This window comes from Streptococcus sp. 263_SSPC, from assembly GCF_001071995.1.
Lineage (GTDB): Bacteria > Bacillota > Bacilli > Lactobacillales > Aerococcaceae > Granulicatella.
Genome location: NZ_JVNU01000015.1, coordinates 81,053 through 104,449 on the forward strand (window position 1 = coordinate 81,053; position 23,397 = coordinate 104,449).

The 23,397-nt window shown below is 35.8% G+C and carries 22 protein-coding genes; 14 read left to right on the top strand and 8 right to left on the bottom strand.

The genetic code is table 11. The annotated features are described in order from the left end of the window. Positions 1-55 precede the first annotated feature (55 nt). The 14 genes from lspA (at position 56) to phnE (ADH02_RS01390) (ending at position 11,780) form a co-directional block, all read left to right on the top strand. Positions 56-505, top strand: coding sequence for a signal peptidase II (gene lspA, locus ADH02_RS01325; RefSeq protein ID WP_048781954.1), 450 nt, complete (start codon positions 56-58; stop codon positions 503-505). 9 nt (positions 506-514) lie between these two features. After that, positions 515-1,441, top strand: a complete 927-nt coding sequence (locus ADH02_RS01330; RefSeq protein ID WP_048781956.1) for an RluA family pseudouridine synthase — start codon at positions 515-517, stop codon at positions 1,439-1,441. 11 nt (positions 1,442-1,452) lie between these two features. After that, a complete protein-coding gene (pyrR, locus tag ADH02_RS01335; RefSeq protein WP_048781959.1) occupies positions 1,453-1,989 on the top strand; it encodes a bifunctional pyr operon transcriptional regulator/uracil phosphoribosyltransferase PyrR in 537 nt (178 codons plus the stop codon). 331 nt (positions 1,990-2,320) lie between these two features. Next, positions 2,321-2,959, top strand: a complete 639-nt coding sequence (locus ADH02_RS01340) for a 3-keto-L-gulonate-6-phosphate decarboxylase UlaD (protein WP_048711867.1) — start codon at positions 2,321-2,323, stop codon at positions 2,957-2,959. An 18-nt stretch (positions 2,960-2,977) separates the two neighbouring features. Further along, the gene (gene ulaG / locus ADH02_RS01345; RefSeq protein WP_005605469.1) at positions 2,978-4,039 is read left to right on the top strand and encodes an L-ascorbate 6-phosphate lactonase; all 1,062 of its coding nucleotides are present in this window, start codon (positions 2,978-2,980) and stop codon (positions 4,037-4,039) included. 102 nt (positions 4,040-4,141) lie between these two features. After that, positions 4,142-4,591, top strand: a complete 450-nt coding sequence (locus ADH02_RS01350; RefSeq protein WP_048781963.1) for a PTS sugar transporter subunit IIA — start codon at positions 4,142-4,144, stop codon at positions 4,589-4,591. Continuing rightward, positions 4,591-6,090, top strand: coding sequence for a PTS ascorbate transporter subunit IIC (locus ADH02_RS01355; protein WP_239681715.1), 1,500 nt, complete (start codon positions 4,591-4,593; stop codon positions 6,088-6,090). Before ADH02_RS01350 ends, ADH02_RS01355 begins: the two co-directional genes overlap by 1 nt. A gap of 85 nt (positions 6,091-6,175) precedes the next feature. Then, positions 6,176-6,460, top strand: a complete 285-nt coding sequence (locus ADH02_RS01360; protein WP_005605475.1) for a PTS sugar transporter subunit IIB — start codon at positions 6,176-6,178, stop codon at positions 6,458-6,460. Positions 6,461-6,474: 14 nt separating this feature from the next. Continuing rightward, positions 6,475-7,164 carry an L-ribulose-5-phosphate 4-epimerase gene (locus ADH02_RS01365; RefSeq protein WP_048711881.1) on the top strand — a complete coding sequence of 230 codons (690 nt, stop codon included), beginning with the start codon at positions 6,475-6,477 and terminating at the stop codon, positions 7,162-7,164. Further along, positions 7,154-8,005, top strand: coding sequence for an L-ribulose-5-phosphate 3-epimerase (locus ADH02_RS01370; RefSeq protein ID WP_065426996.1), 852 nt, complete (start codon positions 7,154-7,156; stop codon positions 8,003-8,005). The genes ADH02_RS01365 and ADH02_RS01370 overlap by 11 nt, the downstream gene beginning before the upstream one ends. Before the next feature lie 252 nt (positions 8,006-8,257). Continuing rightward, entirely contained in the window at positions 8,258-9,316 is a 1,059-nt protein-coding gene (locus tag ADH02_RS01375; protein WP_048781968.1) for a phosphate/phosphite/phosphonate ABC transporter substrate-binding protein, read from the top strand. A gap of 72 nt (positions 9,317-9,388) precedes the next feature. Continuing rightward, complete coding sequence (gene phnC, locus ADH02_RS01380; RefSeq protein ID WP_048781969.1) at positions 9,389-10,150, top strand: phosphonate ABC transporter ATP-binding protein; 762 nt, start codon at positions 9,389-9,391, stop codon at positions 10,148-10,150. After that, positions 10,140-10,958, top strand: a complete 819-nt coding sequence (phnE, locus tag ADH02_RS01385; protein WP_048781970.1) for a phosphonate ABC transporter, permease protein PhnE — start codon at positions 10,140-10,142, stop codon at positions 10,956-10,958. Before phnC ends, phnE (ADH02_RS01385) begins: the two co-directional genes overlap by 11 nt. Positions 10,959-10,970: 12 nt before the next feature. After that, positions 10,971-11,780 (top strand): phosphonate ABC transporter, permease protein PhnE, encoded by an 810-nt coding sequence (phnE, locus tag ADH02_RS01390; protein ID WP_048710922.1) that lies wholly within the window; start codon positions 10,971-10,973, stop codon positions 11,778-11,780. A 70-nt stretch (positions 11,781-11,850) separates the two neighbouring features. Here the strand turns inward: phnE (ADH02_RS01390) and ADH02_RS01395 are convergent, their stop codons facing one another. The 8 genes from ADH02_RS01395 to tsf all read right to left on the bottom strand — a co-directional run bounded on the left by ADH02_RS01395 (position 11,851) and on the right by tsf (position 23,380). Beyond that, entirely contained in the window at positions 11,851-12,477 is a 627-nt protein-coding gene (locus tag ADH02_RS01395; protein ID WP_048781971.1) for a YesL family protein, read from the bottom strand. 206 nt (positions 12,478-12,683) lie between these two features. Continuing rightward, positions 12,684-16,379: a helicase-exonuclease AddAB subunit AddA gene (addA, locus tag ADH02_RS01400; RefSeq protein WP_048781973.1), complete on the bottom strand. Its 3,696-nt coding sequence runs from the start codon at positions 16,377-16,379 to the stop codon at positions 12,684-12,686. Next, entirely contained in the window at positions 16,376-19,945 is a 3,570-nt protein-coding gene (locus ADH02_RS01405) for a PD-(D/E)XK nuclease family protein (protein WP_048781974.1), read from the bottom strand. Before ADH02_RS01405 ends, addA begins: the two co-directional genes overlap by 4 nt. Positions 19,946-20,074: 129 nt before the next feature. After that, positions 20,075-20,311: a glutaredoxin-like protein NrdH gene (nrdH, locus tag ADH02_RS01410; protein ID WP_039848779.1), complete on the bottom strand. Its 237-nt coding sequence runs from the start codon at positions 20,309-20,311 to the stop codon at positions 20,075-20,077. Positions 20,312-20,436: 125 nt separating this feature from the next. After that, positions 20,437-21,081: a thermonuclease family protein gene (locus tag ADH02_RS01415; protein ID WP_048781978.1), complete on the bottom strand. Its 645-nt coding sequence runs from the start codon at positions 21,079-21,081 to the stop codon at positions 20,437-20,439. A gap of 53 nt (positions 21,082-21,134) precedes the next feature. Then, complete coding sequence (frr, locus tag ADH02_RS01420; RefSeq protein WP_048712951.1) at positions 21,135-21,695, bottom strand: ribosome recycling factor; 561 nt, start codon at positions 21,693-21,695, stop codon at positions 21,135-21,137. Between the two features lie 3 nt (positions 21,696-21,698). Next, positions 21,699-22,421: a UMP kinase gene (pyrH, locus tag ADH02_RS01425; RefSeq protein ID WP_048781980.1), complete on the bottom strand. Its 723-nt coding sequence runs from the start codon at positions 22,419-22,421 to the stop codon at positions 21,699-21,701. A 77-nt stretch (positions 22,422-22,498) separates the two neighbouring features. After that, positions 22,499-23,380 carry a translation elongation factor Ts gene (tsf, locus tag ADH02_RS01430; protein ID WP_048781982.1) on the bottom strand — a complete coding sequence of 294 codons (882 nt, stop codon included), beginning with the start codon at positions 23,378-23,380 and terminating at the stop codon, positions 22,499-22,501. Between the last annotated feature and the right edge of the window lie 17 nt (positions 23,381-23,397).

Here is a 23,397-nt window from a genome sequence, read left to right on the forward strand (position 1 = left end):
CTATAAGTTGACTTCTTTGTACAATACTATTATTGAAAAGAAATGGAGAAGTGACATGTTTTTATATTTAATTTTAAGTGCTGTATTAATTATTGCAGATCAATTAGTGAAATTATGGATTGTAAATAATTTTAACTTACATGATGGGATGGAATTCATTAATGGATTAGTCAATATTTTATACGTTCGAAACACTGGGGCAGCATGGGGGATGTTTGAAGGGAAGATGTTCTTCTTCTACGCAATCACTGCTGTAGCTGTGGGGACACTTTTATACTTAATGTTTAAAGAAAAAGGGAAATCTAAATTATTGTTAACAGCATATGCTTTTATTCTTGCAGGTGCTGTAGGAAACTTTATCGATCGCATTCGTTTGGGTTATGTAGTCGATATGTTTAAATTTGAATTTATCGACTTCCCAATTTTTAACGTTGCTGATATTTGTTTAACTTTCGGGGTAATTATCTTATTCTATTATGTTATTTTTAAAGAACAATCAAAATAGGAGAGCGTTATGACATCAGTATTTAAAGAATTAACACTTGATTTAGAAAAAACTGAACGATTAGATAAAGTCTTAACTGCCACTCTTGGTATTAGTAGAAGTACAATTCAAAGTTGGTTAAAGGCAGGGCTTGTATCTGTTAATGGTGAAGTGGTGAAATCCAATTATAAAGCTCAAAATGGAGACGTAGTGACAATTCTTCAAAAAGAGGAAGAAGCTATTACCATTCAGCCTGAAGATATTCCGCTAGATATCGTGTTTGAAGATGATTCATTAATTGTAGTGAATAAACCAAGTGGAATGGTTGTTCATCCGTCAAAAGGACACTATAGCGGAACTCTCGTAAACGCGTTGTTATATCATTCAAATAGTTTATCAGATAGCACAAGTGAAGAAATTTACCGTCCAGGTCTTGTTCACCGAATTGATAAGGATACAAGTGGTCTATTAGTGATTGCAAAGAATAATGACGTTCATCAAAAGTTAGCGCAGCAAATTAGTGAGAATAAAATGAACCGTGAGTACATCGCCATTGTTGATGGTCATTTTGCCCACGAAACAGGTGTGATTGATGCTCCATTATCTCGTCATCAAACGAATCGTTTAAAACGAGTAGTAGAAAAGGGAGGAAAGAATGCTATTACGCATTTTGAAGTGCTAGATGCATTTTCTGATTATTCGCTAGTGTCTTGTCGTTTAGAAACAGGTCGTACTCATCAAATCAGAGCGCATATGGAGTTTATTAAACATCCGATTGTCAATGATCCTTTGTATCATCCGAAAGGAAAACACGCAACTGAATTTGGTCAATTTTTACATGCGAGAACACTTAGCTTTACACATCCAGTGACTGGAGAAGCGTTAAACTTCCACGTGGAACCACCAAAAGAGTTTGAGGATTTTATCCAATTGCATAAAGGACGTTTTTCAGAGTAGAGGAGACGACAATGAAAGAAGTTAGAATTATGGACGAAGGCGCCATCAGCAGAGCATTAACTAGAATCTCATATGAAATTATCGAGCAACAAAAAGATGTTTCGAACTTAGTTATCATTGGGATTAAAACTAGAGGTATTACTTTAGCAAAACGTGTTGCTGAAAAGATTTCTGCACTTGAAAAGATAAAAGTTCCAGTTGGTGAAGTGGATATCACATTATATCGTGACGACAGACACGATAGTGAAGAGACTGACGCCCCGGTTTTAAATGGAACTCATATTCCATTCGACATTAAAGGGAAACAAGTCGTTCTCGTAGATGATGTATTATTCACGGGAAGAACCGTCAGAGCAGCTCTTGATGCAATTATGGATGTAGATAGACCAAAAAGAATTAGTTTAGCGATTCTAATTGATAGAGGACACCGAGAGTTACCAATCCGTCCTGATTTTATTGGTAAGAATGTACCAACTTCTTTAGATGAAGTGATTCATGTTCGATTAACAGAAGATGATCATATAGAAGAAGTGATTATTGAAAAATAGTTTATACGATACCTTCTCATTCAATGAGAGGGTATTTTTATTTTAGGAAATAAAATGATCAAAACACATATTTTAGTCGTTTTAAAAACGTAAAAATACGAATTCTTCCTATATAAATAACTATATTGCCAATTTCCAAACGTTCGTAAAGTAAACGCAAACAATCATAAAACTGATTATTCGATTACTTGTTTGTAAACGGTTGTAACCTAAAATTCTATATACTATACTAATAGCATGAATTGGTACCGTAACTTATTAAATGATCGTTTTCGTAAGACGTTATGATTTTATGATTGTTTAAGGCAAGACAGAAAAGGAGAATGATATAATGGCAATTCCTAATTTACAAGTTGCTTTGGACCACAACCGTATCGAAGATGCATTAAAAGATGCTCTTGCGGTTGGTAACGAAGTTGACATTATTGAAGCAGGAACAATTTTACTTTTAAACGAAGGAGACAAAGCGATTAAATGCTTACGCAGCGCTTTCCCTGATAAAGTAATCATTGCTGATACAAAATGTGCTGACGCTGGTACAACTGTTGCTAAAAACGTTGCACTTGCAGGAGCTGACTGGATGACAGTTATTTGCTGCGCAACTATCCCAACAATGGAAGCAGCTAACAAAGAAGTGAAATCTCTTCAAGTTGAATTATATGGAGATTGGACATTCGAACAAGCACAACAATGGAGAGATGCTGGTATTGACCAAGCAATCTTCCACCAAAGCCGCGACGCTCTATTTGCAGGAGCTACTTGGACTGAATCTGATTTAAACAAAATCCGTCGTTTAATCGACATGGGATTCAAAGTTTCAGCAACAGGCGGATTAACAAAAGACACATTAAAAGTGTTTGAAGGAATTCCAATTTACACATTCATCGCAGGACGTGGAATCTACGCTACTGAAAATCCAGCGCAATCTGCTCGTGAATTCAAAGAAGAAATCAAACGTATCTGGGGTTAATCCCAAGGAGGAAAAACAATGGCAAATATCAAAGATGTAACAAAAGAATCTTGGATCTTATCAACTTTCCCAGAATGGGGAACTTGGTTAAACGAAGAAATCGAACGTGAAGAAGTTAAACCTGGAACATTCGCTATGTGGTGGTTAGGATGTACTGGTATCTGGTTAAAATCAGAAAAAAACACTAACATCTTATGCGACTTATGGTGCGGAACTGGTAAACGTAGCCACGGCAACGGAAAAATGAAAACTGGTCACCAAATGCAACGTATGAGTGGTTGCCAAAACTTACAACCAAACTTACGTACACAACCATTCGTAATCGATCCATTTGAAGTGAAAAACGTTGATGCTTTAGTAGTAACACACATTCACTCAGACCACTTAGATATTAACACAGCTGCTGCAGTTGCTAATAACTGTCCAGAAGCTAAATTCGTAGGGCCACAAGAAGTAGTAAACACTTGGTTAGGTTGGGGAGTTCCTGCTGAACGTACTATCGTAGTACACCCAGGAGACTCAGTTAAAATCAAAGACATCGAAATCGTTGCTTTAGAAGCATTTGACCGTACAGCTTTAGTAACTGCTAAAGACGGTGAAGTTCTTAAAGGTAAAATGCCTCAAGATATGGACGAAATCGCTGTTAACTACTTATTCAAAACAAGTGGTGGTAACTTATATCACGCAGGAGATTCTCACTACTCAAACATGTTTGCTAAACATGGTAACGAACATGAAATCGATGTGTGCTTAGGTGCTTACGGTGAAAACCCTCGTGGTATCACTGACAAAGTGACTTCAGTTGATATGTTACGTATGGCTGAATCATTAAACGCTAAAGTTGTTATCCCAGTTCACTATGACATTTGGGCTAACTTCCAAGCAGATCCAAAAGAAATTACAGAAATCTGGAAATTCAAGAAAGATCGCCTAGAATACAAATTCAAACCATTCATTTGGCAAGTAGGTGGTAAATATACTTACCCAACTGACAAAGATAAATTAGAATTCAACTTCTACCGTGGATTTGACGATGTATTCTCAATCGACAATGATGTACCATTCCCATCATTCTTATAATATTGTCATTAAATAAATTTGGAGAGCCTAGAGCTAACCCACTCTAGGCTTTACCAAAGCGTAATAATGAATACGATTTCTTAATAACACAAGGAGGAACATATGTTAAGAGAGATTATTGAAAATGGTCGCTTTTCGTTCCAAAAAGGTTCTCTATCATGGGAAGAAGCTATTAAAAAAGCTTGCCAACCTTTATTAGAACAAAAGATCATTGAACCTGAATATCCAGGTTACATTATTAGTAATGTTCATGAATTTGGACCTTACATCGTAATTGCTCCAGAAATCTGTATCCCTCATGCTCAAGAAGGAAAAGGGGTAAATGATACTGCTGTAGCATTTATGAACGTTGAAGAAGCTGTGGACTTTGGACCAGGTGCTGACTACCAACCACATTTATTCTTCGTTTTAGCATCAACTGATAATGAAAAACACTTAAACAACTTATCAGAGTTAGTGACATTATTAGATGATGAAACAATTATCAATGCGTTTGTTGAAGCGCGCTCAAAAGAGGACTTAGAAAAAATTTTAAAAGGAATAGGTGAATAATAATGGAATTTTTATTCAGTTTTTGGCAATTCTTCTATGCTAACATTTTTACTAAACCACAATATTTCGTTGGTTTAATCGTTTTAGTTGGTTACTTACTATTAGGTCGTAAATGGTACGATGCATTAGCAGGTTTTATTAAAGCAGTTGTAGGTTACATGATCTTAAACGTAGCTGCTGGTGGATTAGTTTCAAACTTCCGTCCAGTTTTAGCAGCTTTAGGGGATCGTTTCGGATTACAAGCTGCTGTTATTGACCCATACTTCGGTCAAGCTGCTGCAGAAGCTGCATTAAAATCAGCTGGTCATGCAACAGGTTTAACAGTACAAGTATTATTAGTTGCGTTCTTAACTAACTTAGTATTAGTTATCTTCCGTAAATTAACTAAAGTTCGTACAGTATTTATCACTGGTCACATCATGGTGCAACAATCTGCTACAGCAACTTGGTTAATGGCTTTAGCTTTAGGTGATAACGTAAACCAATTACAATTTGTAATCTTATTAGGTATTGTATTAGGTGTATATTGGGCAGTAGCTGCAAACTTAACAGTAGAAGCTACACAAGAATTAACAGAAGGCGGCGGATTTGCAATTGGTCACCAACAAATGTTTGGGGTTTGGTTAGTTGACAAATTAGCTCCTAAATTCTCAGGTAAAAGCGACAAGAAGATTGAAGATCTTGAATTACCAGGTTTCTTATCAATCTTTAAAGAATCAATCGTTGCAACATCAATCTTAATGATCGTTTTCTTCGGTGCAATCTTATTAGTATTAGGTAAAGACTACTTAGTAGGCGTAAATGGACAAGAATTAACAGTTGCTGCTTCTAAATTCAAAATGACTACATTAAAAGCATCAGACGACTTCTTCTTCTACATTTTACAAACAGCATTAACATTCACTGTTTATGTTCAAATCTTACAATTAGGGGTTCGTTTATTCGTTGCTGAGTTATCAGAAGCGTTCCAAGGTATCTCTAACAAATTATTACCAGGTTCTATGCCAGCGGTTGACTGTGCTGCAGTTTACGGATTCGGTTCTCCAAACGCTGTAACAGTTGGTTTCTTATTCGGGGTATTAGGACAAATCGTAGCAATCTTAGGATTAATCGTATTCAAATCTCCAGTATTAATCATCACTGGATTCGTACCAGTATTCTTCGACAACGCTACATTCGCAGTATACGCTAACCATAAAGGTGGTTTACGTGCTGCTTCAATCTTGACATTCTTATCAGGTGTGATCCAAGTATTAGGTGGAGCAATTGCCGCAGGTGCATTTGGTTTAGCTGCATACGGTGGATGGCATGGTAACTTTGACTGGGATACAATCTGGGTTGGATTTGGATTCTTAATGCAAAACTTCCAATACATTGGTTTAGGTATCGTATTATTAATCTTATTAGTAATCCCTCAATTACAATACAGCAAAAACAAAGAACATTACTTCACTATTGCTGAAGACTATGAAACATATCTAGAGTCTAAGCAAAACTAATTTAAATCAGTAAAAGAATATAGTAAAATTGGGGTATCGGATAGTGTTCTATCCGATACTCTAACAATATAAGGAGATGTAACATATGAAAGTATTAGCAGCATGCGGAAGCGGAATGGGATCAAGCCAAATTATTAAAATGAAATTAACAAATGTGTTCAGAAAATTGAATATTCCTTTGGAAGTTCACCACTGTGCAGTTTCTGAAGCAAAATCTTCAGCTAAAAACTATGATTTAGTAGTTATTTCATCAGCTTTATTAGAAGTATTTGATGGATTAGATTTACCAAACACTAAAATTGTAGGCTTACAAAACTTATTATCTGAAAAAGAAATGACTGAAAAAATTTCTGAAGCTTTAGGCCTATAAGAAGGGATTCTACAATGGCATACGAACAATTAAAAGAACGTGTATTTAAAGCAAACTTAGAGTTACCAAAACATGGATTAGTTATTTTTACATGGGGTAACGTTTCAGAGTACGACCGAGAAGCAGGGGTTATTGCAATCAAACCTTCAGGCGTTGACTATGATAAACTAACTGCTGATGATATCGTAATTGTGGATATCGACGGAAACAAAGTAGAAGGAGCTCTAAAACCTTCTTCAGACTTAGATACTCACTTAGAAATTTATCGTAATTTCAAAGATGTAAATGGAGTAGTGCACACTCACTCTCTATGGGCAACTACAATGGCTCAACAAGGACAAGAAATTCCAGCATTTGGTACAACACAAGGGGACTACTTCTACGGAACAATCCCTTGCACTCGTGAAATGACTGAAGCTGAAATTAAAGGTGCTTATGAGTTAGAAACAGGTAAAGTAATCGTTGAGACTTTCAAAGATAAAGATCCAAATGCGATTCCTGGAGTTTTAGTATTCAACCACGGACCATTTGCATGGGGTAAAGATGCAATGGATGCAGTACACAACATTACTGTATTAGAATACGTTGCAAACATGGCATGGCATAACTTTGCTTTAAACCCAAATATGAAGCCAATGTCACAAACAATTTTAGATAAACACTATTTAAGAAAACATGGAGCGAATGCTTACTATGGACAATAAAAAGTTTTATGAACTTGGTTTGTATGAAAAATCAATGCCAAACACACTTAGTTTTAGAGAAAAGTTAGAAACAGTAAAAGCCACTGGATTTGACTTTTTAGAGATCAGTATCGATGAAACTGATGAAAAATTAAGTCGTCTAGAATGGACAAAAGAAGAACGCCAACAATTAGTAAACGATATGTTCGAAACTGGTGTTCCGATTCGTTCAATGTGCTTAAGTGGCCACCGTAAATATCCATTTGGATCTCACGACGAAGCTACTCGCGCACGTAGTCTAGAAATCATGGAAAAAGCGATTCAATTAGCAGATGATTTAGGTGTTCGTGTAATCCAATTAGCTGGATACGATGTTTACTACGAAGAAGGAGATGCAGTAACATTAGATTACTTCATTCAAAACCTTAAGAAAGCTACTGAAATGGCTTCTCAAAAAGGAATTCTTCTTGGGTTCGAAACAATGGAAACTCCATTTATGAATACTGTAGAAAAATCTATGCGTTTTGTTGAATTAGTGAAATCACCATACTTACAAGTATATCCAGATTCAGGTAACTTAATGAACGCATCATTAGAACCTGGTGCAAAAAATGTCTACGAAGATATTGAATTAGGAAGAGGGCACATTGTTGCTGCTCACCTAAAAGAAACAATTCCCGGACATTACCGTGAAATTCCATTTGGTACTGGACAAATCGATTTCAAACGTATGGTAGATACATTCTTATCTATCGGAGTAAATCGTTTCACAGGTGAATTCTGGTACGTAGGTCAAGAAAACTGGTTAGAAGACATCAAGTTTGCCAATCAATTCTTAAGATCTCATTTTACAAATAAATAATAAGATTGAAACCTTCCTACATTAGGGAGGTTTCTTTTTTGGTCTTAAATACCGAACATTCGCGTTTTATAGTTCGTATTTCACGCGCTTACATTATTTTTGCGGTATTTGAAATATGTAAAATGCATGAAAATACTCATATTTCTGTTGTTATGGGTTGTAATTTTCGTGTATGTCTTGTAATATTATAAAAGGGGTTAAGAATATCTTAATTTCTAACTATATAACCGTATCTTAGGAGGATATTTTTTTATGAAAAAGTCTTTTTGGTCTAAATTAGCAATTGGTTTATCATCATTGGCGCTTTTAGCGGGGTGCTCAAGTAATTCAGGTTCTGAATCATCTCAAACTCAAAGTGGTTCAAAAACAATCGATACTTTAAAAGTTGCTTTTGTTCCTTCACGTGACCCTGAAACAATTGTTACAACAACAGAACCATTAAAAGAATTATTGAAAAAAGAGTTAGCTAAAGAAGGCTACGATGTTAAAAACGTGGACATCACTGTCGGAACAAGTTTTGACGCAGTAGGGGAAGCATTAGCATCTGGTAGTGCGGATGTAGGTTTCTTACCTGGTGGTACTTATGTTTTATACGACAAAGAAGTTGACGTATTATTAACAGCTACTCGTGATAACTTATTAAAAGATTCTTCTAATCCTAAAGACTGGAATGATGGAAAAGCAACAGAACGTGGAAAAGAGCAAGCCACTTCATATAAAGGTTTAATCATTGCTGGTCCTACTGAGAAAGGGAAAGAATTAGCAGCGAAAATCAACAGCGGTCAAGAATTAACTTGGGACGATTTAAACTCTGCTAAATGGGGAGTATTAGGAACTTCATCTTCTTCAGGTTATATCTATCCAACATTATGGTTACAAGATAAATACGGTAAAGGTATTTCTGACTTACAAAACGTTGTACAATCTGATTCATACGCAAGTTCTGCAGCTCGTTTAGCATCAGGACAAATTGATATCATGGTTGGTTATGCTGACGTTCGTAATGACTACGCTAAGAAATGGACTAGCGATTACGGCCGTTCAGAAGACATCTTCAAAGAAACAAACGTTATCGGTGTTACTCCAGATATTTATAATGACACAATTTCAGTAAGTAAAGCTTCTCCAATCGTAGACGATGCATTTAAAGAAGCATTTTCAAACGCAATGATGAATATCGCTAAGACAGATGAAGGTAAAGAAATCATCAAGATTTACTCTCATAAAGGCTATAAGAAAGCTAACGCTAGCGACTACGATAAAGAACGTGAAGCACAAAAATTACTTAAAAAACTAAAATCAGGTAACTAATTAATTTGTAATGAATATCAAATGAGGGTTAGGATATTTCTCCTGACCCTTTTTTGAGAGAGAGGCAATAAAATGATTAAATTTGAGAACGTATCTAAGACTTATCCAAACGGGGTTAAAGGTCTTAAAAATATTAATTTAGAAATTGAACAAGGAGAATTCGTATCGATTATCGGGCTTTCTGGTGCAGGTAAATCAACATTAATTCGTACGATTAACCGTATGCTAGATATTAGCGAAGGGAAATTAACAGTTGATGGAATCGATGTTACGAAATTAAAAGGGAAATCTCTACGTAAATTCCGTAGAAATAAGGTAGGGATGATCTTCCAATCATTCAACTTAGTAACAAGAACAACCGTTATTAAAAACGTATTGACATCTATCGTTCCAGATATTCCGTTCTTCCGTTCATTATTCGGCATTTATACAAAACAAGAGAAATTACATGCATTAGAAGCATTAGATAAAGTTGGCATTGTAGATAAAGCATTTATTCGTGCAGACCAATTATCAGGTGGTCAACAACAGCGTGTGGCCTTAGCTCGTACATTGGCTCAAAATCCAGAAATTATTCTTGCTGACGAACCAGTAGCAGCACTTGACCCTGTGACAGCAAAACGCGTTATGGAAGACTTTAAACGCATTAACAAGGATATGAATATCTCAATCCTTTTAAACATTCACCACGTTGAATTAGCACTTGAATACGCAGATCGTATCCTCGGTATTAGAGACGGGGAAATCGTATATGATGGTCCTAGTTCAGATGTAACACCAGAAGTCTTGGATCTAATTTATAAAGGAAAGGCGGAGGAGTTAAATGAAGCTTAAAGAACTCTTCGCACCGAAAGAATATACATTAGAAAACGGGACAACTGTTAAAGAACCACGCTCTAAAGTGATTTTAATTACTATCTTACTATTAATTGCGATGTATTTTGCAGGTAAGATTACTGGATTTAACTTAAAAACATTGATGACTCGTGGAGGCCAATTCTTCGTTATCATCGGTAAAATGTTCCCACCAAATTTGGAATATTCAAGCTCTATCTGGGATCCATTAATTGATACAATTAAGATGTCATTACTTGGATCATTACTAGGTTCAATTCTCGTAATTCCATTTGCAATCATTGCTTCAAGTAATATTGTTAAAAACAAAATTATCATTAGTTTAAGCCGTTTATTCTTAAGTGTGGTCCGTACATTGCCAACTTTAGTAACAGCCTTAATTGCGACTTATATCTTCGGATTAGGTACAATTGCTGGTACATTTGCGATTGCGACATATACGTTTGCTTATTGCGGTAAACAACTGTATGAACAAATTGAAACGGTAGATATGGGCGCTTTCGAAGCTGCAGAAGCACTAGGAGCAACTAAAGGAAAAGCATTCTCTAATGCTATTATTCCTCAAATTTTACCAGGATACATCGCATCTTCTTTATACTGTTTTGAAGGGAACGTTCGTTACGCTTCAATTCTTGGGTATGTTGGTGCCGGTGGTATCGGGATTATCTTAAACGAAAACTTAGGATGGCGTGAATATAGCAATGTTGGTATGATTTTAGTGATTTTATTCTTCACTGTAGTTATTATCGAAAGTATTAGTTATTATTTACGTACTAAATTAGCGTAGGAGGGGACAACTATGAATGAAGCAGTATTAAATCAATATCAAAAAGCCCCTCGTACTTGGATCGTAAAATTAATTGTTGTTTTAATCCTTGTAACACTTGTTGCTTGGTCTGGAACAACAATCGAATTAAGTAAAATTCCTGAAAACGGGGCAGAAATCTCGAAAAATATTATTAAAGGGATTTTTTCACCAGATACAACTTTGTTATTCGATATGTCGAATAAAGGTGTCGCTTATCTTTTATTAGAAACAATCTGTATTGCTTTTCTAGGAACATTAGTTGGGTCAATTTTAGCAATCCCATTTGCTTTCTTATCAGCTACGAATATCGTTCCAAAACCTGTAGCGCTTGTTTTCCGTACAGTAATCATGGCGATTCGTACGGTACCAACATTAATTTATGGATTGATGTTTATTCGTGTAACAGGTCCAGGTGCCTTCACAGGGTTATTAACAATGTCTGTAGCATCAATCGGGATGATTTCTAAACTTTATATCGAAGCCATCGAAGATTTAGATTACAAGATTTTAGAGTCACTAGATGCTAGCGGATGTAATTTATATCAAAAGATTCGTTTCGGGATCTTACCGCAGTTAATCCCTTCATTTATCTCAACAGTGATCTATCGTTTTGATATGAACTTAAGAGATGCGACTGTTCTAGGGATGGTTGGTGCCGGTGGTATCGGTTCACCATTAATGTTTGCCATGAGTGCTTATAAATGGAATGAAGTAGGGGCAATTCTATGTGGATTAATCATTCTAGTTTTATTCATTGAGTTTGTATCTACTAAGATTCGTACACGTTTAGCACGTGGTTAATAAATCTATTAAATAACAAAAAAACGACTTACAGAGCATCTCTGTAGGTCGTTTTCGTTTATAAAATTAATTATTTCACCTTTGTGAAAATTTCACGAATTAACGGTGCAAAACTATATGCAATAGCTGCAAAGCCAATCACTAAGAAGAATGACAATACAGGAACCGTTTGATAGATAAAGAATAAGCTTGCAACTACTAAAACAGCTGCCATAATAAATGCTTGAACTGGCATTACGATGATTAATAAGTAACTGTTTTTAACGAGACGTTTTATTGGGCTAAAATACTGAGTCGTCATAGCAAGACCAATAATTGAAGCTACAATAGTTACGATTAAAATAAACGCTGATAACACAAATAACATAAAACCAATGATTCTAAATAAATCAGCATTATTATTAGCAAAATTCCAGTAAAATTGAGCCATATAAACCATAGCAGCAATTAGAACTAAATATACGATCCATAGAAGCATCTTTTTAGTAATATCACGTTTAAATTCATTCCAAAACGGCTTAACGAGTGTGCGATTTTCATCCTCAGAAAGTTTAAGTGTCGTATGCATTAATGCAGCAAATGCAGGACCAATAGTTATAATAGGTATACATAGAACGATAAATAAAAGATTTAATAAAATAAAATCAGCAACTAATGTAGCGAAATGCCAAAACTTGCTGTCTTGATTATATTGCATGTGAGACCATCCTTATTAATTAATTACTTTAATAAGTATACGTTGAGGGGCTTTAAAATGCAATGATGTTTCTTTATACTATTTCAAATACATATATAGGTTTACATAATATATATTATACTAAGTTATGTATCAAAAAGTTTCTATATCCTCTATCATAAATGAATACGCCCAGCGTTTATAAATAACACTGAGCGCATCATCATTTATATAGCTTTTAATGTATCAATATCTATATTCTTATTAATGGATAATAAACATAGAACTTTTCTTGTAACTTTTTTGTTACAACTAATACTTAATGCATCGGCGTATATATTTAATTGATCTTTATATTTCCGTACGATGCTTTGAATTCCTTCTGTAGAATCCACGACATAATCCGTCTTATAGTCAAACACGACAATTTCATCATCTAATTCAACATATCCATCGATAATCCCGTGAATCATCATTAAATCATCTGTCTGAATCGATTTAAAGAATTCACTAGCTTCTAGTACATATGAGAATGCTTGTTCACGTACTAACGCATGTGAACTTTGCACAATCCATTGACCAAATATTGATTGGAAGAATTCATATGCTTGTGTCACTGGAACTTTTGTAGCAACTTCTGGTGTAATTTCATTGGATTCCACTAAACTTCGAAGTAATTGTTCTAAAGAATCTAATGTAATGTCACTTGTGAAGTCAACCTTCTGCATTAACAAGTGAAGAGCACTACCTCTTTGTGCGCCAGAAACCGATGCTGAAGCAGTTTCCATAAAGCGAGGTTTCTCTAATGTAGGAGAGAGGTAAATGGCTCTTCTCCCCTCTTCTATCAAGCTGTTTTGCGCTAATTCTTCGATAATTGGATCTTCAAGCACCCGTTTCAATTCAGACACACTTTGATAGCTCGTTGTTTTGCTTTCGGCTTCAAATTGATACTCTTGCTGAATTGTTTGGAGCATTTGTTGTACTCGAGACTTCAATTCACGTGGAGAATCAACTTCACTGTAATATTCGTGCCAATCTTCTTGGAAGACTTCTTTACCACTGATTTCGTGAATATATTGCTGACTCTTAGATACGATATCCGGTTTTGCAACAATTTCAGGAATAATCTTGTATTGTTCACGAATAGCACTCAGTAGCATCCAGTTAAGGAATGTACCGCTCTTGAAACGTGCTTGATAAGGTAAAATTTCGCTAGATTCATTTGTTAAAAAGGCATATTTCTTCTTAAATGACTCGTAGTTTTTAAGCGTACCTACAATAATTAGCTTTTCACGGGCACGTGTCATCGCTACATACAATTTACGCATTTCTTCGGATAACAATTTCTTTTTCTCGAAGTTTCTTGTGGCTACAGCTTGTACAGTTGGATACGTAATACGAGTATTTAAGTCAAAGTAATTTGTACCTACACCGATTTCATCTGAGCACAAGATAGATGCTTTTAAGTCCTGCATATTGAATTTACGATTCGTATCGATTAAGAATACGACTGGGAATTCCAACCCTTTACTTGCGTGAATCGTCATCACTTGAACAGCATTTGAATCCGTTACAATCGGTGCTTCATCTAAATCTTTTTCTTTCTTTTGAAGAGCTTCAATAAAGCGGATAAAGTTACGAACACCTTTAAAACTACTTGATTCATATTGATGCGCATGTTCATATAAAGCATGCAAGTTTACAGCTCTTTGCGCACCATTGGATTGTCCATGAACGTATTCCAAGTAATGAGTATCCATATAAATCTCCCAGATTAGCTGAGAAATTGATTCGTTATTTGCGCTGTCTCTCCATTTATTTAATAGTGTTAAAAAGCCTTCTAGACGCTCTTTAAGCACTAATTGTTGCTTAGAATCGTAATAATCGATTTCTTGGAGTTTAAAATCAGAAACAAACTGGCAAACAGCATCATAATAACTTGTATTTTTCGATGTTTTACGAATGTGTGCCAAAGCGATTTCGTCTAAACCTACAAGTCCTGAACGCAACACTGCTACTAACGGAATATCTTGCAATGGATTATCAATCACTTTTAGTAAAGAAACCATTGTCGTAATCTCTGTACGTTTAAAGTATGATTGCGCCTTTTGAACATTTACTGGAATTCCGTAAGCAGCAAAAATTGATTCAATCTTATCATTGTTACTCTTTGTTGAAGAAAGAATAGCAAAGTCTCCATAAGTTACTGGTCGTTTTGCATCTGCCTTATCATTCATCACTTCAAAAGGTGTCTTTATCATCTCTTGAATGCGTTGCGCTACATAATGAATCTCATTTTCTACTTTTTCAAATCCTTCAGCATCGTCTAAATCATCCGACTTTTCATCTAAATCCACATCTTCAATTAAAATAATTTCACTGGATTTATCGTCATCTTGAGAATATGAAAGATTCCCTGTTTTAAGCGCAGCGACATCGTCATATTCCACTTGTCCCAACTCTTTATTCATAATTTGTTGGAATACTTTATTCGTAAAAGAAAGAACTTCATCTCTAGAACGGAAATTCTCCGCTAGGACGATTCTCTCTCCACTCTTCCCTTCGGCATACGCTTCGTATTTTTCGCGGAATAGAGATGGATCTGCAAGTCGGAAGCCGTAGATGGATTGTTTTACGTCCCCTACCATAAAACGGTTATCTGACTTACTTACGAGCTCTAAAATCGCTTCTTGGACACGGTTAACGTCTTGATACTCATCGACCATGACTTCTTTAAAGTGATTTTGATAATATTCTGAAGCAATCTTTTGACCATTTGAATCTAATTTTGTCAAAATTCTCAAAGTATCATGTTCTAAATCCGAGAAATCAAGCTTATTTAATTGATGTTTTTCATCTTGGAATCGGTCATAAAACATCACTGCAATATCAGAAAGTTTCGCTAAAATTCGATTTACTTTTGTCATTTGTTGCAGTTGAACTTCCGGAGAAATCGAAAAGTAATCCTCTTTGATTTTTTGGAAATCTTTTTTTAAGCCTTCACGAATCGCTTTAATCTCATCGAGACTTTCTTTTATCGATTCATCCACTTTGGCTGTGGACCAGTTCTTAAATTTTCTATCTGCCAATGTTTGATACGCAAAAACGTAAGATTCTTCTTGTATATGTACAAGGACGGCTTTTACAAAATCTAAATCATCTTCTAAAACAGCTTGATGCTTAGGTGCTCCAAGAAGTTCGATTTCTTTAAGAAGTTGATCATATTGAGTAACAAGGTAACTTAACTCTTCGATTAATGCTGGTTTTACGTACGTTTTAACGAAAGGTGTTGAAGCATAATCGCTTCCAACTGCATAATTCTCTGTTAAATTGGATAACCATGTTTTAGGTTCTCTTTTAGAACGTGAATATTGATATAGGCGATAGACAGTATTGGTGATGCCGTCGTCCGAACGGTCGTTTGAGAACGTTGCAAAAACTTCTTCGTATTCAGGTTGCTCAAGAAGCTCCTCTTCTAGAGTTCTCCAGACTTTTTCTTGCAATAGTTGCCCTTCGATTTCATCCATCATCGTGAATACTGGATCAATACCCGCTAAGTAGAAATAACGACGAATTACTTTCATACAGAAACTATGAATCGTTGAAATCATAGCAGACGGAATTAGTTGCAATTGTTTCGCAAAACGTTGTTGAAGAACTTCATCCGTTGATTTTTCAATTGCTTCTTCTAATTTAGTGCGAAGACGCTCCTTCATTTCCTTTGCTGCAAGCTCCGTGAATGTCACAACTAGCAATTCATTAATATCGATTCCCTCTTGAATATGCATCAAAATACGTTCTACAAGCACTTTTGTTTTCCCCGAACCAGCTGAGGCAGAAACAAGAAGATTGTTCCCACGAGTAGCTATTGCCTTCCATTGATCAGGTGTCGCTTGTAATCCTTTTGGTTTCTCTGGAATCATTCTTCTGTCTCTCCTTTCTTCTCTTGTAATTCCTCTTGAATAAATGCAATCCCCTCTTCTTTTTCAAATTTAGGAAGAGTACGATATCTATTTTCTGGGTTTGTAGCATCGAACTGGGCAATACTACTAAATTTACCAGATACAGAATCTGCATATTGTTTAAAGTCCTCGTATGGAGCTAGTGTGATATCCCCAGATAGGATACCTTTACCTGCTTCTTGAATCTTTTCCCATACGAAATCTTTGAATAACTTCAATTCTTCTGTGGTATAAACGCCATTTTTATAAGTAGCACTGATGCCACCATCTTTTTTCAAAGCGACATTTAATACGTTTGATTTACTTGTCTCAACAAGTTCCGGATTAAGTCTAGCAATCTCATCAGAGTTTACTAAACCACGATGTTTAAAGGCTTTAGTCCATTCTTGGATAAACTTATCTTCCGTTGGCACTTCTTTAATGCTGAATTTTGGATTATGCACATGGATATAACTTGCTTCTAGAGGCGTTGGAACCGTACCTGTTTCACTGCGAATAATTTCTTCAGATACTTTCAAATACGTTAACAGTTGGATTTGAACTCCTGCAATAAGTTTTGCAATCTCGAATTTTTGTTCAGAAGATTTATAGTCAATAATCCCGTTATAAATTCCGTTATCTGACTGTAGTAAGTCGATACGGTCAATTTTCCCACGTAAATGAATAGACTGATTTTTACCAATTGGAATGTGAATTGGATAGTTTCCAGAAGTCCCGAATACCACTTCGGTCATCCAAGGTTTTGTCTCTAGCGCTAAGGCTTGTTTTTGAAGCGCATTTGTCGTTTGCATTAGAGTTTGGTGTAACAATCCTTGGACGAAGTTTAAACGTCTAGAAGAGCCTAAAATCGCAAATTTCGGGTTCTCTTTCATTCGATTGAAGATTTCTTTTTCAATAGCCAACTTTTGCTCTACCGTTAAGTCTCTTAAAGATAATCCAAGAGCATTCAATTCTTTAATAAACTGATCGAAGAATTCATGGAAGTATTCTCCTGTATTGGCTGGAGAAAGCTCGAATTCTTGGCGTTCTTTCAGTCTTAATCCGTATTGTAAGAAATGACTAAATGGATCCTTATAGTAAGTTTCAATTTGAGACGTTGATAAATTCAATTGATTTCCATAAAGCTCTTGCGCAAGAGAAAGTGGTAATTTACTTGCTACATTTAATCTGAATACAGATGCCAGTAACGCATGATAGTCAGCGCTGAATGCAGCGTCTGCTTTTAGTAAATGTGGAATTAATTTCCATAAGAAATCAATCTCATCTTTTTCTTTGAACTTGTTCTCTCTCATCTTCAATAGAAGCGTTGTAAAGAGTTCAAACGGAACGACGAAATCCCCATGTTCTAAACGGTTTTGTCGGTTAAACGATCCATCGATTTCTTTAATTTCAAACTGTTTTAGTAATCGTTGAACAAAATTCGAAACGAGTTGTTCCTTACCATCTTTTGAAACAGCACAAGATAGATAAAGATGCTCTGTTGCGCTCATGAGTAACTGATAGAACACAAATGGTTCAACGGATTGCAGTTGTCCTGTTGTAGGCGCTAGGAAACGTCCACTATCTAGTTGATTTGAGAATAGCTCACGTTCATCGTCCGTTAATAACCCTGTCTCATCAATATTTCGTGGCATTACACCTTGCGTGAGTCCGACTGCAAAAGTAATTTTCTTAGGTGAATAACGAACAGAATCCATTCCTGTAATGGTTAATTCATCTAATGTAGATGGGGCTAAATTATAGTGTGTTTGTTCAAATCCTGTATGAAGTAACATCATAAAGGTTTCCCAATCAAAGGATTTATCTCCGAAAATATAGATATATTCATCTAGTAAACGGATAAATTCAGACCACACTTGTTCTTGACGTCTTGCTGTTTCGACGTCTCCTTCTTCAGCAGCAACATCTCTCCAGTAAATGACCGATTGATCTAATCCTAGAGTCGTCAATAATTGATACAGTACAGTAACTGCTTCAGTCGTTGTGGCTGCTTGTTCTAATTTCTTAAATGCAGGTAGTAATACACTTGTTAATTCATCTCGAAGTTCTTGCGCTTTTAAAAGAATTTGCGTATTTTTATCTGTCACTTCAACTGTAGAATCTTCGTCAATAGAATCTTCCACATAGGCCCAAGGTTTTCCATTGGTCCATTGATAACCTTCGTAACCATTAGCAAGAATAACTGTTTCCGTTTCATCTAATTGCTGTCTAAAGGCTTGTAATTGGTCCTTAAGAGGCGTTTCATCGTCTTTATGCCACAAGACATATTCGCTACGAAGAAGACTCATAATATCGGCATAACGCCAATCGTATTGCCAAATATTATAGAGTGCATCCAGAACTTGAATAATTGGATGATGCTCCATTGAGTCGGATAAATCGATAAAACCAGGAATATCATATTGTTTCAAAAGAGATTCCAAGAATAGATGGTTTCCTTCTAAATTACGTCCTAAAATTTGGATATCTTTATAACGGACTTTGCCCTCTTGGACCATTCTCTTAATTTGGGCAAATGTCTCTTGATACTCTTCTCTTTCATCTGTGTATTTAGTAAACGTAATCTTTTGTAATGGTAGCTTTTCTTTAGAAGTTCTCTTCACTTTTGGAAGCCCACCATTCGTTTCAAGCCAGGACTTTTCAACCTCTTTAAATTCATCATCAAAAAGTGAATTGTTCTCTTCCCATTCGATGATGCGAGCTAAGTCCTCTCCTCTATTCACCCATCTTGAGAGTCTTTCTAAGAGGAGTCTGTTTGAAGTAAATAATGAATCACCTGCTTCGTTTTTAGCGGTATGGACTCCATATGTCGTTAATGTTGCATGGAATTCAACGGTTGCCCCACTTCCTACTAAGGCTTCAATCACTTCCATTTCAGCCTTCGTTAATGTCACCATTTCATCGATTGCAATAAAGGTATTGGACAACTCCTTAGTAGCAATTACGCTGCATAATTGCGCATAGCTTTCTTCTTGATGAACGAAATCTTCTTTTAGTGCTTCTATATAGTAACGATAAATAATCCCAAATTCTTTTAATCGTTGCTCGTTTTCTGAAGGAGTGGACGCTTCAAAAAAGCTAGAGAAATCCTCAACTTCAATTCCTCCAGATTGAAATTCATTCATTACCTTGCTTAATTGTTCAAGAAAACCTTTATGACGAGCTTCATTTTTAAAGAGAACAAAATCCTCTGAATGTTCCTCTAGAATTGATTTCAATAGCATGGTAATTCCGACTTTTGAAATCGATGTTTTCTCAGTAATAGCTTCATTTCTTAGCAAATACCATAATAAACGTTTGAAACTGTATACTTGTAGTCTTGTTGAAGCGTAGCTACGAGAAGATGAATCCGTTAATAACTCTCCGACTTGTCGAATCATCTCCATTTCGGCAGTAAACTTAATGTGATCAGGAACAATGTAGTAAACCTGATGTGCTTCATCTTGTTTAAGCCACTGCGCAAAACGTTCGGCAATCTTCTTTGATTTATTAACGGATTTCTTTGAAATAACAGCATTAAATCCCATTGATGCGTCCTCCTTTTTAAGTCTTCTCTAGTATATCATGAAATCTGGAAAAAGCGCTTTAAAAATTGAAATAAAAAAACACTTTTAGCAGTTTCCTACTAAAAGTGTGCATTTCTTTTATAGTTAAAATTATCCCACTAATTTTTCTAAAAGATCAGGACGGAATCCGAAGAATGGTTCTACGCCATCAGCTACGATAACAGGTAATGATTGGAAGCCTAATTCCTTCACTTCTGCTAAAGCTTCTTCTGACTCGAAAACATCTTTTACTGTGAATTCCACGTTGTTATTTTCGAAAAATTGTTTTGTAAAATTGCATTGCATGCAATTTGGTTTTGAATAAAGAATAATATTGCGATTTGACATATTACTTCTCCCCTTTTTATTTTTTCTGACAGAAGATATCATACATCATTTTGAATCAAAATACAATATATAGTTCTTATGAAAATGCATTTTCATTTTAAAACACAATATATAGTTTAGACAGATTACTTATAAACGCTGGTATCAAAGCCTTTGTTTGTCACGTAACCATCTTTTTCCCAAATATTTTTCCTTTGTTTTTTTGCTTTCTTTTCAATTTCTTGAAATTGTTTCAATAAACTTGTATTTGGTTCGTACGCATACCCAACTCTGGCAAGTCCTTCTTCAATTAAAATATCTTGAAGTAACTTTCCATCGACATACACATACATTAATGCACGATCATACTTATCCGCATGATCACCAACATCGAAACTTCCTTCGATTTTCTTCGCGTTTTTCAATAGTTCTTCTGTACGTTTCTTTGCTTCATCTGCAAATGGTTGTGCTTCTTTACCCTCTTTTGCTGTTTCTGGGGCATCTACAATAAGTAAGCGTACTTTAAATTCTTTTCCTTCGTAGCTAAGATGGAATGTATCTCCATCTGCTCCGTATACATATTTAAATGGATATTTTTTCATACTCTCGAAGTAATCAAAATTCGTTCCCGTAAATGAGGAATTAGAAGCATTTTGAGACGTTTTAGATGAAGAATGAGTATTGGATTTGTTCGTTGCCTTTTGCTCTCCAAAAGCCTTGTAAAGAGCAAATACAACCACAATTATAATCGAAACAATTGTACTAATCATTTTCCATTGTTTTTGGGTCATTTTGTTCCTCCCTAATAAATAAAAAAGAGGCAAGAGCCCCTTTTCTATTCAAATTAAACTTCTAAAAGTTCTTTTTCTTTGTTTGCTGCTAATTTGTCGATGTTTTTAACACTGTCATCCGTAACTTTTTGGATGTCTTTTTCAAGTGTGTGTAATTCATCTTCAGTAATTTCTTTAGCTTTTTCAGCTTTTTTCGCTTGGTCAATTGCATCACGACGAATATTACGTACGCTTACTTTTGCACTCTCAGCTTCTTTACCTACTTGTTTAGCTAATTCTTTACGACGTTCTTCTGTTAATTGTGGGATAATTAAGCGGATTACTGAACCATCACTTGTTGGAGTGATTCCGATATCGCTCATTAAAATCGCACGTTCGATGTCGTTTAATGAAGATTTGTCATAAGGTGTAATTAAAAGCATACGTGCTTCTGGAACTGTAATAGAAGCTAATTGGTTTACAGGAGTTAATGCTCCGTAGTATTCCACTTCTAGACGGTCTAAAAGACTTGCGTTTGCACGTCCAGCACGGATTGAGCCTAATTCACGTTGAAGCGCATCTTCAGATTTTTTCATACGTTCTTTCGTATGAGCTAAAATTTCGCTAGTTGACATTACCTATTTCCCCCTAACTGTTGTACCAATGTTCTCCCCTAATACAACGCGTCTAATATTTCCTGGTTCGTTTAAATTAAAAACCACTAAAGGAATATCATTATCCATAGAAAGTGAGCTTGCAGTTGTGTCCATTACTTTTAAGCCTTTTTGGATAACATCTAAGTGTGTTAATTCATTATATTTCTTCGCATTAACGTCTACACGTGGGTCGGCACTATAAACGCCATCCACATTGTTTTTCGCCATTAAGATTGCGTCTGCTTCGATTTCAGCAGCACGTAAAGCAGCGGCTGTATCTGTTGAGAAGTAAGGGTTCCCTGTACCACCCGCAAAGATCACAACACGTTCTTTTTCTAAGTGACGGACCGCTCTACGACGGATATAAGGTTCAGCGATTTGACGCATATCAATAGAAGTTTGAACACGAGTTGGAACTCCTACGTTTTCTAAAGCGTCTTGAAGTGCTAATGCATTCATAACTGTTGCTAACATTCCCATGTAGTCTGCTTGAGCGCGTTCCATACCAACTTCTTCACCAGTAATTCCGCGCCAAATGTTACCACCGCCGACAACAATGGCAATTTCAACACCTAAATCATGAACCTCTTTTAGCTCTTTAACAACTTCTTTAATCGTTGGTGGGTTAATACCAAAGCCTGCTTGCCCTGCTAATGCCTCACCACTTAATTTTAAAACAACACGTTTGTATTTTGGTTCAACCATTGCTTTATCTCCTTAATCTTTATAAAAAAAGGGAATAGCGGGTAGCTATCTACCATATTCCCTCACATGAACAGTGATTATTTTTTAACTTGTCCCATAACTTCTTCTACAAAGTTATCAACACGTTTTTCTAAACCTTCACCAACTTCGTAACGGTGGAATAATTTAACTTTTCCGCCTTTAGAAGCAACGAATTTAGATACAGTTTGATCTGGATCTTTAACGAATGGTTGGTCGTTTAAGCTGATTTCAGCTAAGAATTTGTTTAAACGTCCAGCGATCATTTTTTCAACGATGTTAGCTGGTTTACCTTCGTTTAATGCTTGTTCAGTAAGAACTTTCTTTTCGTGTTCTAATTCTTCTTCAGAAACTTGTGAACGGTCAATATATTTAGGGTTGATTGCAGCGATGTGCATTGAAACATCTTTAGCTGCTGAATCGTCTGTAGAACCTTCAACAACTGTTAACACACCGATACGTCCGCCCATGTGTAAGTATGCACCAAAAGCATCTGCATCAGATTTTTCAACGATTTCGAAACGACGTAAAGTAATTTTTTCACCGATAACTGTAGTAGCTTCTGCAATAACGTCAGAAACTTTACCGTTTGGAGTTTCAACTTCAAGTGCTTCTTCTAATGTTGATGGGTTTGCTTTTAAGATTGCTTCTGAGATTTCTTTAACTAATGCTTGGAATTTGTCGTTTTTAGCAACGAAGTCAGTTTCAGCATTTACTTCTAAGATAACTGCGCGGTTTCCTTCAACTAATACATTAGTGATACCTTCTGCAGCGATACGGTCTGCTTTTTTAGCAGCTTTTGCTAAACCAGCTTCACGTAAGTAGTCAACCGCTTTGTCAATATCTCCTTCAACTTTAACTAATGCTTTTTTAGCATCCATCATACCTACGCCAGTCATGTCGCGTAATTGTTTTACTAATTGAGCTGTAACTTGAGCCATTCTCAATTCCTCCTATA

What these genes read in the sequence shown, in the direction of transcription:
- phnE (WP_048781970.1), top strand. Translation starts at nt 10,140, where the DNA reads ATGAAGCTTAAAGAACTCTTCGCACCGAAAGAATATACATTAGAAAAC.
- ADH02_RS01405 (WP_048781974.1), bottom strand. Translation starts at nt 19,945, where the DNA reads ATGGGATTTAATGCTGTTATTTCAAAGAAATCCGTTAATAAATCAAAG.
- ADH02_RS01370 (WP_065426996.1), top strand. Translation starts at nt 7,154, where the DNA reads ATGGACAATAAAAAGTTTTATGAACTTGGTTTGTATGAAAAATCAATG.
- ADH02_RS01360 (WP_005605475.1), top strand. Translation starts at nt 6,176, where the DNA reads ATGAAAGTATTAGCAGCATGCGGAAGCGGAATGGGATCAAGCCAAATT.
- pyrR (WP_048781959.1), top strand. Translation starts at nt 1,453, where the DNA reads ATGAAAGAAGTTAGAATTATGGACGAAGGCGCCATCAGCAGAGCATTA.
- addA (WP_048781973.1), bottom strand. Translation starts at nt 16,379, where the DNA reads ATGATTCCAGAGAAACCAAAAGGATTACAAGCGACACCTGATCAATGG.
- ADH02_RS01415 (WP_048781978.1), bottom strand. Translation starts at nt 21,081, where the DNA reads ATGACCCAAAAACAATGGAAAATGATTAGTACAATTGTTTCGATTATA.
- pyrH (WP_048781980.1), bottom strand. Translation starts at nt 22,421, where the DNA reads ATGGTTGAACCAAAATACAAACGTGTTGTTTTAAAATTAAGTGGTGAG.
- ADH02_RS01375 (WP_048781968.1), top strand. Translation starts at nt 8,258, where the DNA reads ATGAAAAAGTCTTTTTGGTCTAAATTAGCAATTGGTTTATCATCATTG.
- frr (WP_048712951.1), bottom strand. Translation starts at nt 21,695, where the DNA reads ATGTCAACTAGCGAAATTTTAGCTCATACGAAAGAACGTATGAAAAAA.
- phnE (WP_048710922.1), top strand. Translation starts at nt 10,971, where the DNA reads ATGAATGAAGCAGTATTAAATCAATATCAAAAAGCCCCTCGTACTTGG.
- tsf (WP_048781982.1), bottom strand. Translation starts at nt 23,380, where the DNA reads ATGGCTCAAGTTACAGCTCAATTAGTAAAACAATTACGCGACATGACT.
- phnC (WP_048781969.1), top strand. Translation starts at nt 9,389, where the DNA reads ATGATTAAATTTGAGAACGTATCTAAGACTTATCCAAACGGGGTTAAA.
- ADH02_RS01330 (WP_048781956.1), top strand. Translation starts at nt 515, where the DNA reads ATGACATCAGTATTTAAAGAATTAACACTTGATTTAGAAAAAACTGAA.
- lspA (WP_048781954.1), top strand. Translation starts at nt 56, where the DNA reads ATGTTTTTATATTTAATTTTAAGTGCTGTATTAATTATTGCAGATCAA.
- nrdH (WP_039848779.1), bottom strand. Translation starts at nt 20,311, where the DNA reads ATGTCAAATCGCAATATTATTCTTTATTCAAAACCAAATTGCATGCAA.
- ADH02_RS01365 (WP_048711881.1), top strand. Translation starts at nt 6,475, where the DNA reads ATGGCATACGAACAATTAAAAGAACGTGTATTTAAAGCAAACTTAGAG.
- ulaG (WP_005605469.1), top strand. Translation starts at nt 2,978, where the DNA reads ATGGCAAATATCAAAGATGTAACAAAAGAATCTTGGATCTTATCAACT.
- ADH02_RS01395 (WP_048781971.1), bottom strand. Translation starts at nt 12,477, where the DNA reads ATGCAATATAATCAAGACAGCAAGTTTTGGCATTTCGCTACATTAGTT.
- ADH02_RS01340 (WP_048711867.1), top strand. Translation starts at nt 2,321, where the DNA reads ATGGCAATTCCTAATTTACAAGTTGCTTTGGACCACAACCGTATCGAA.
- ADH02_RS01350 (WP_048781963.1), top strand. Translation starts at nt 4,142, where the DNA reads ATGTTAAGAGAGATTATTGAAAATGGTCGCTTTTCGTTCCAAAAAGGT.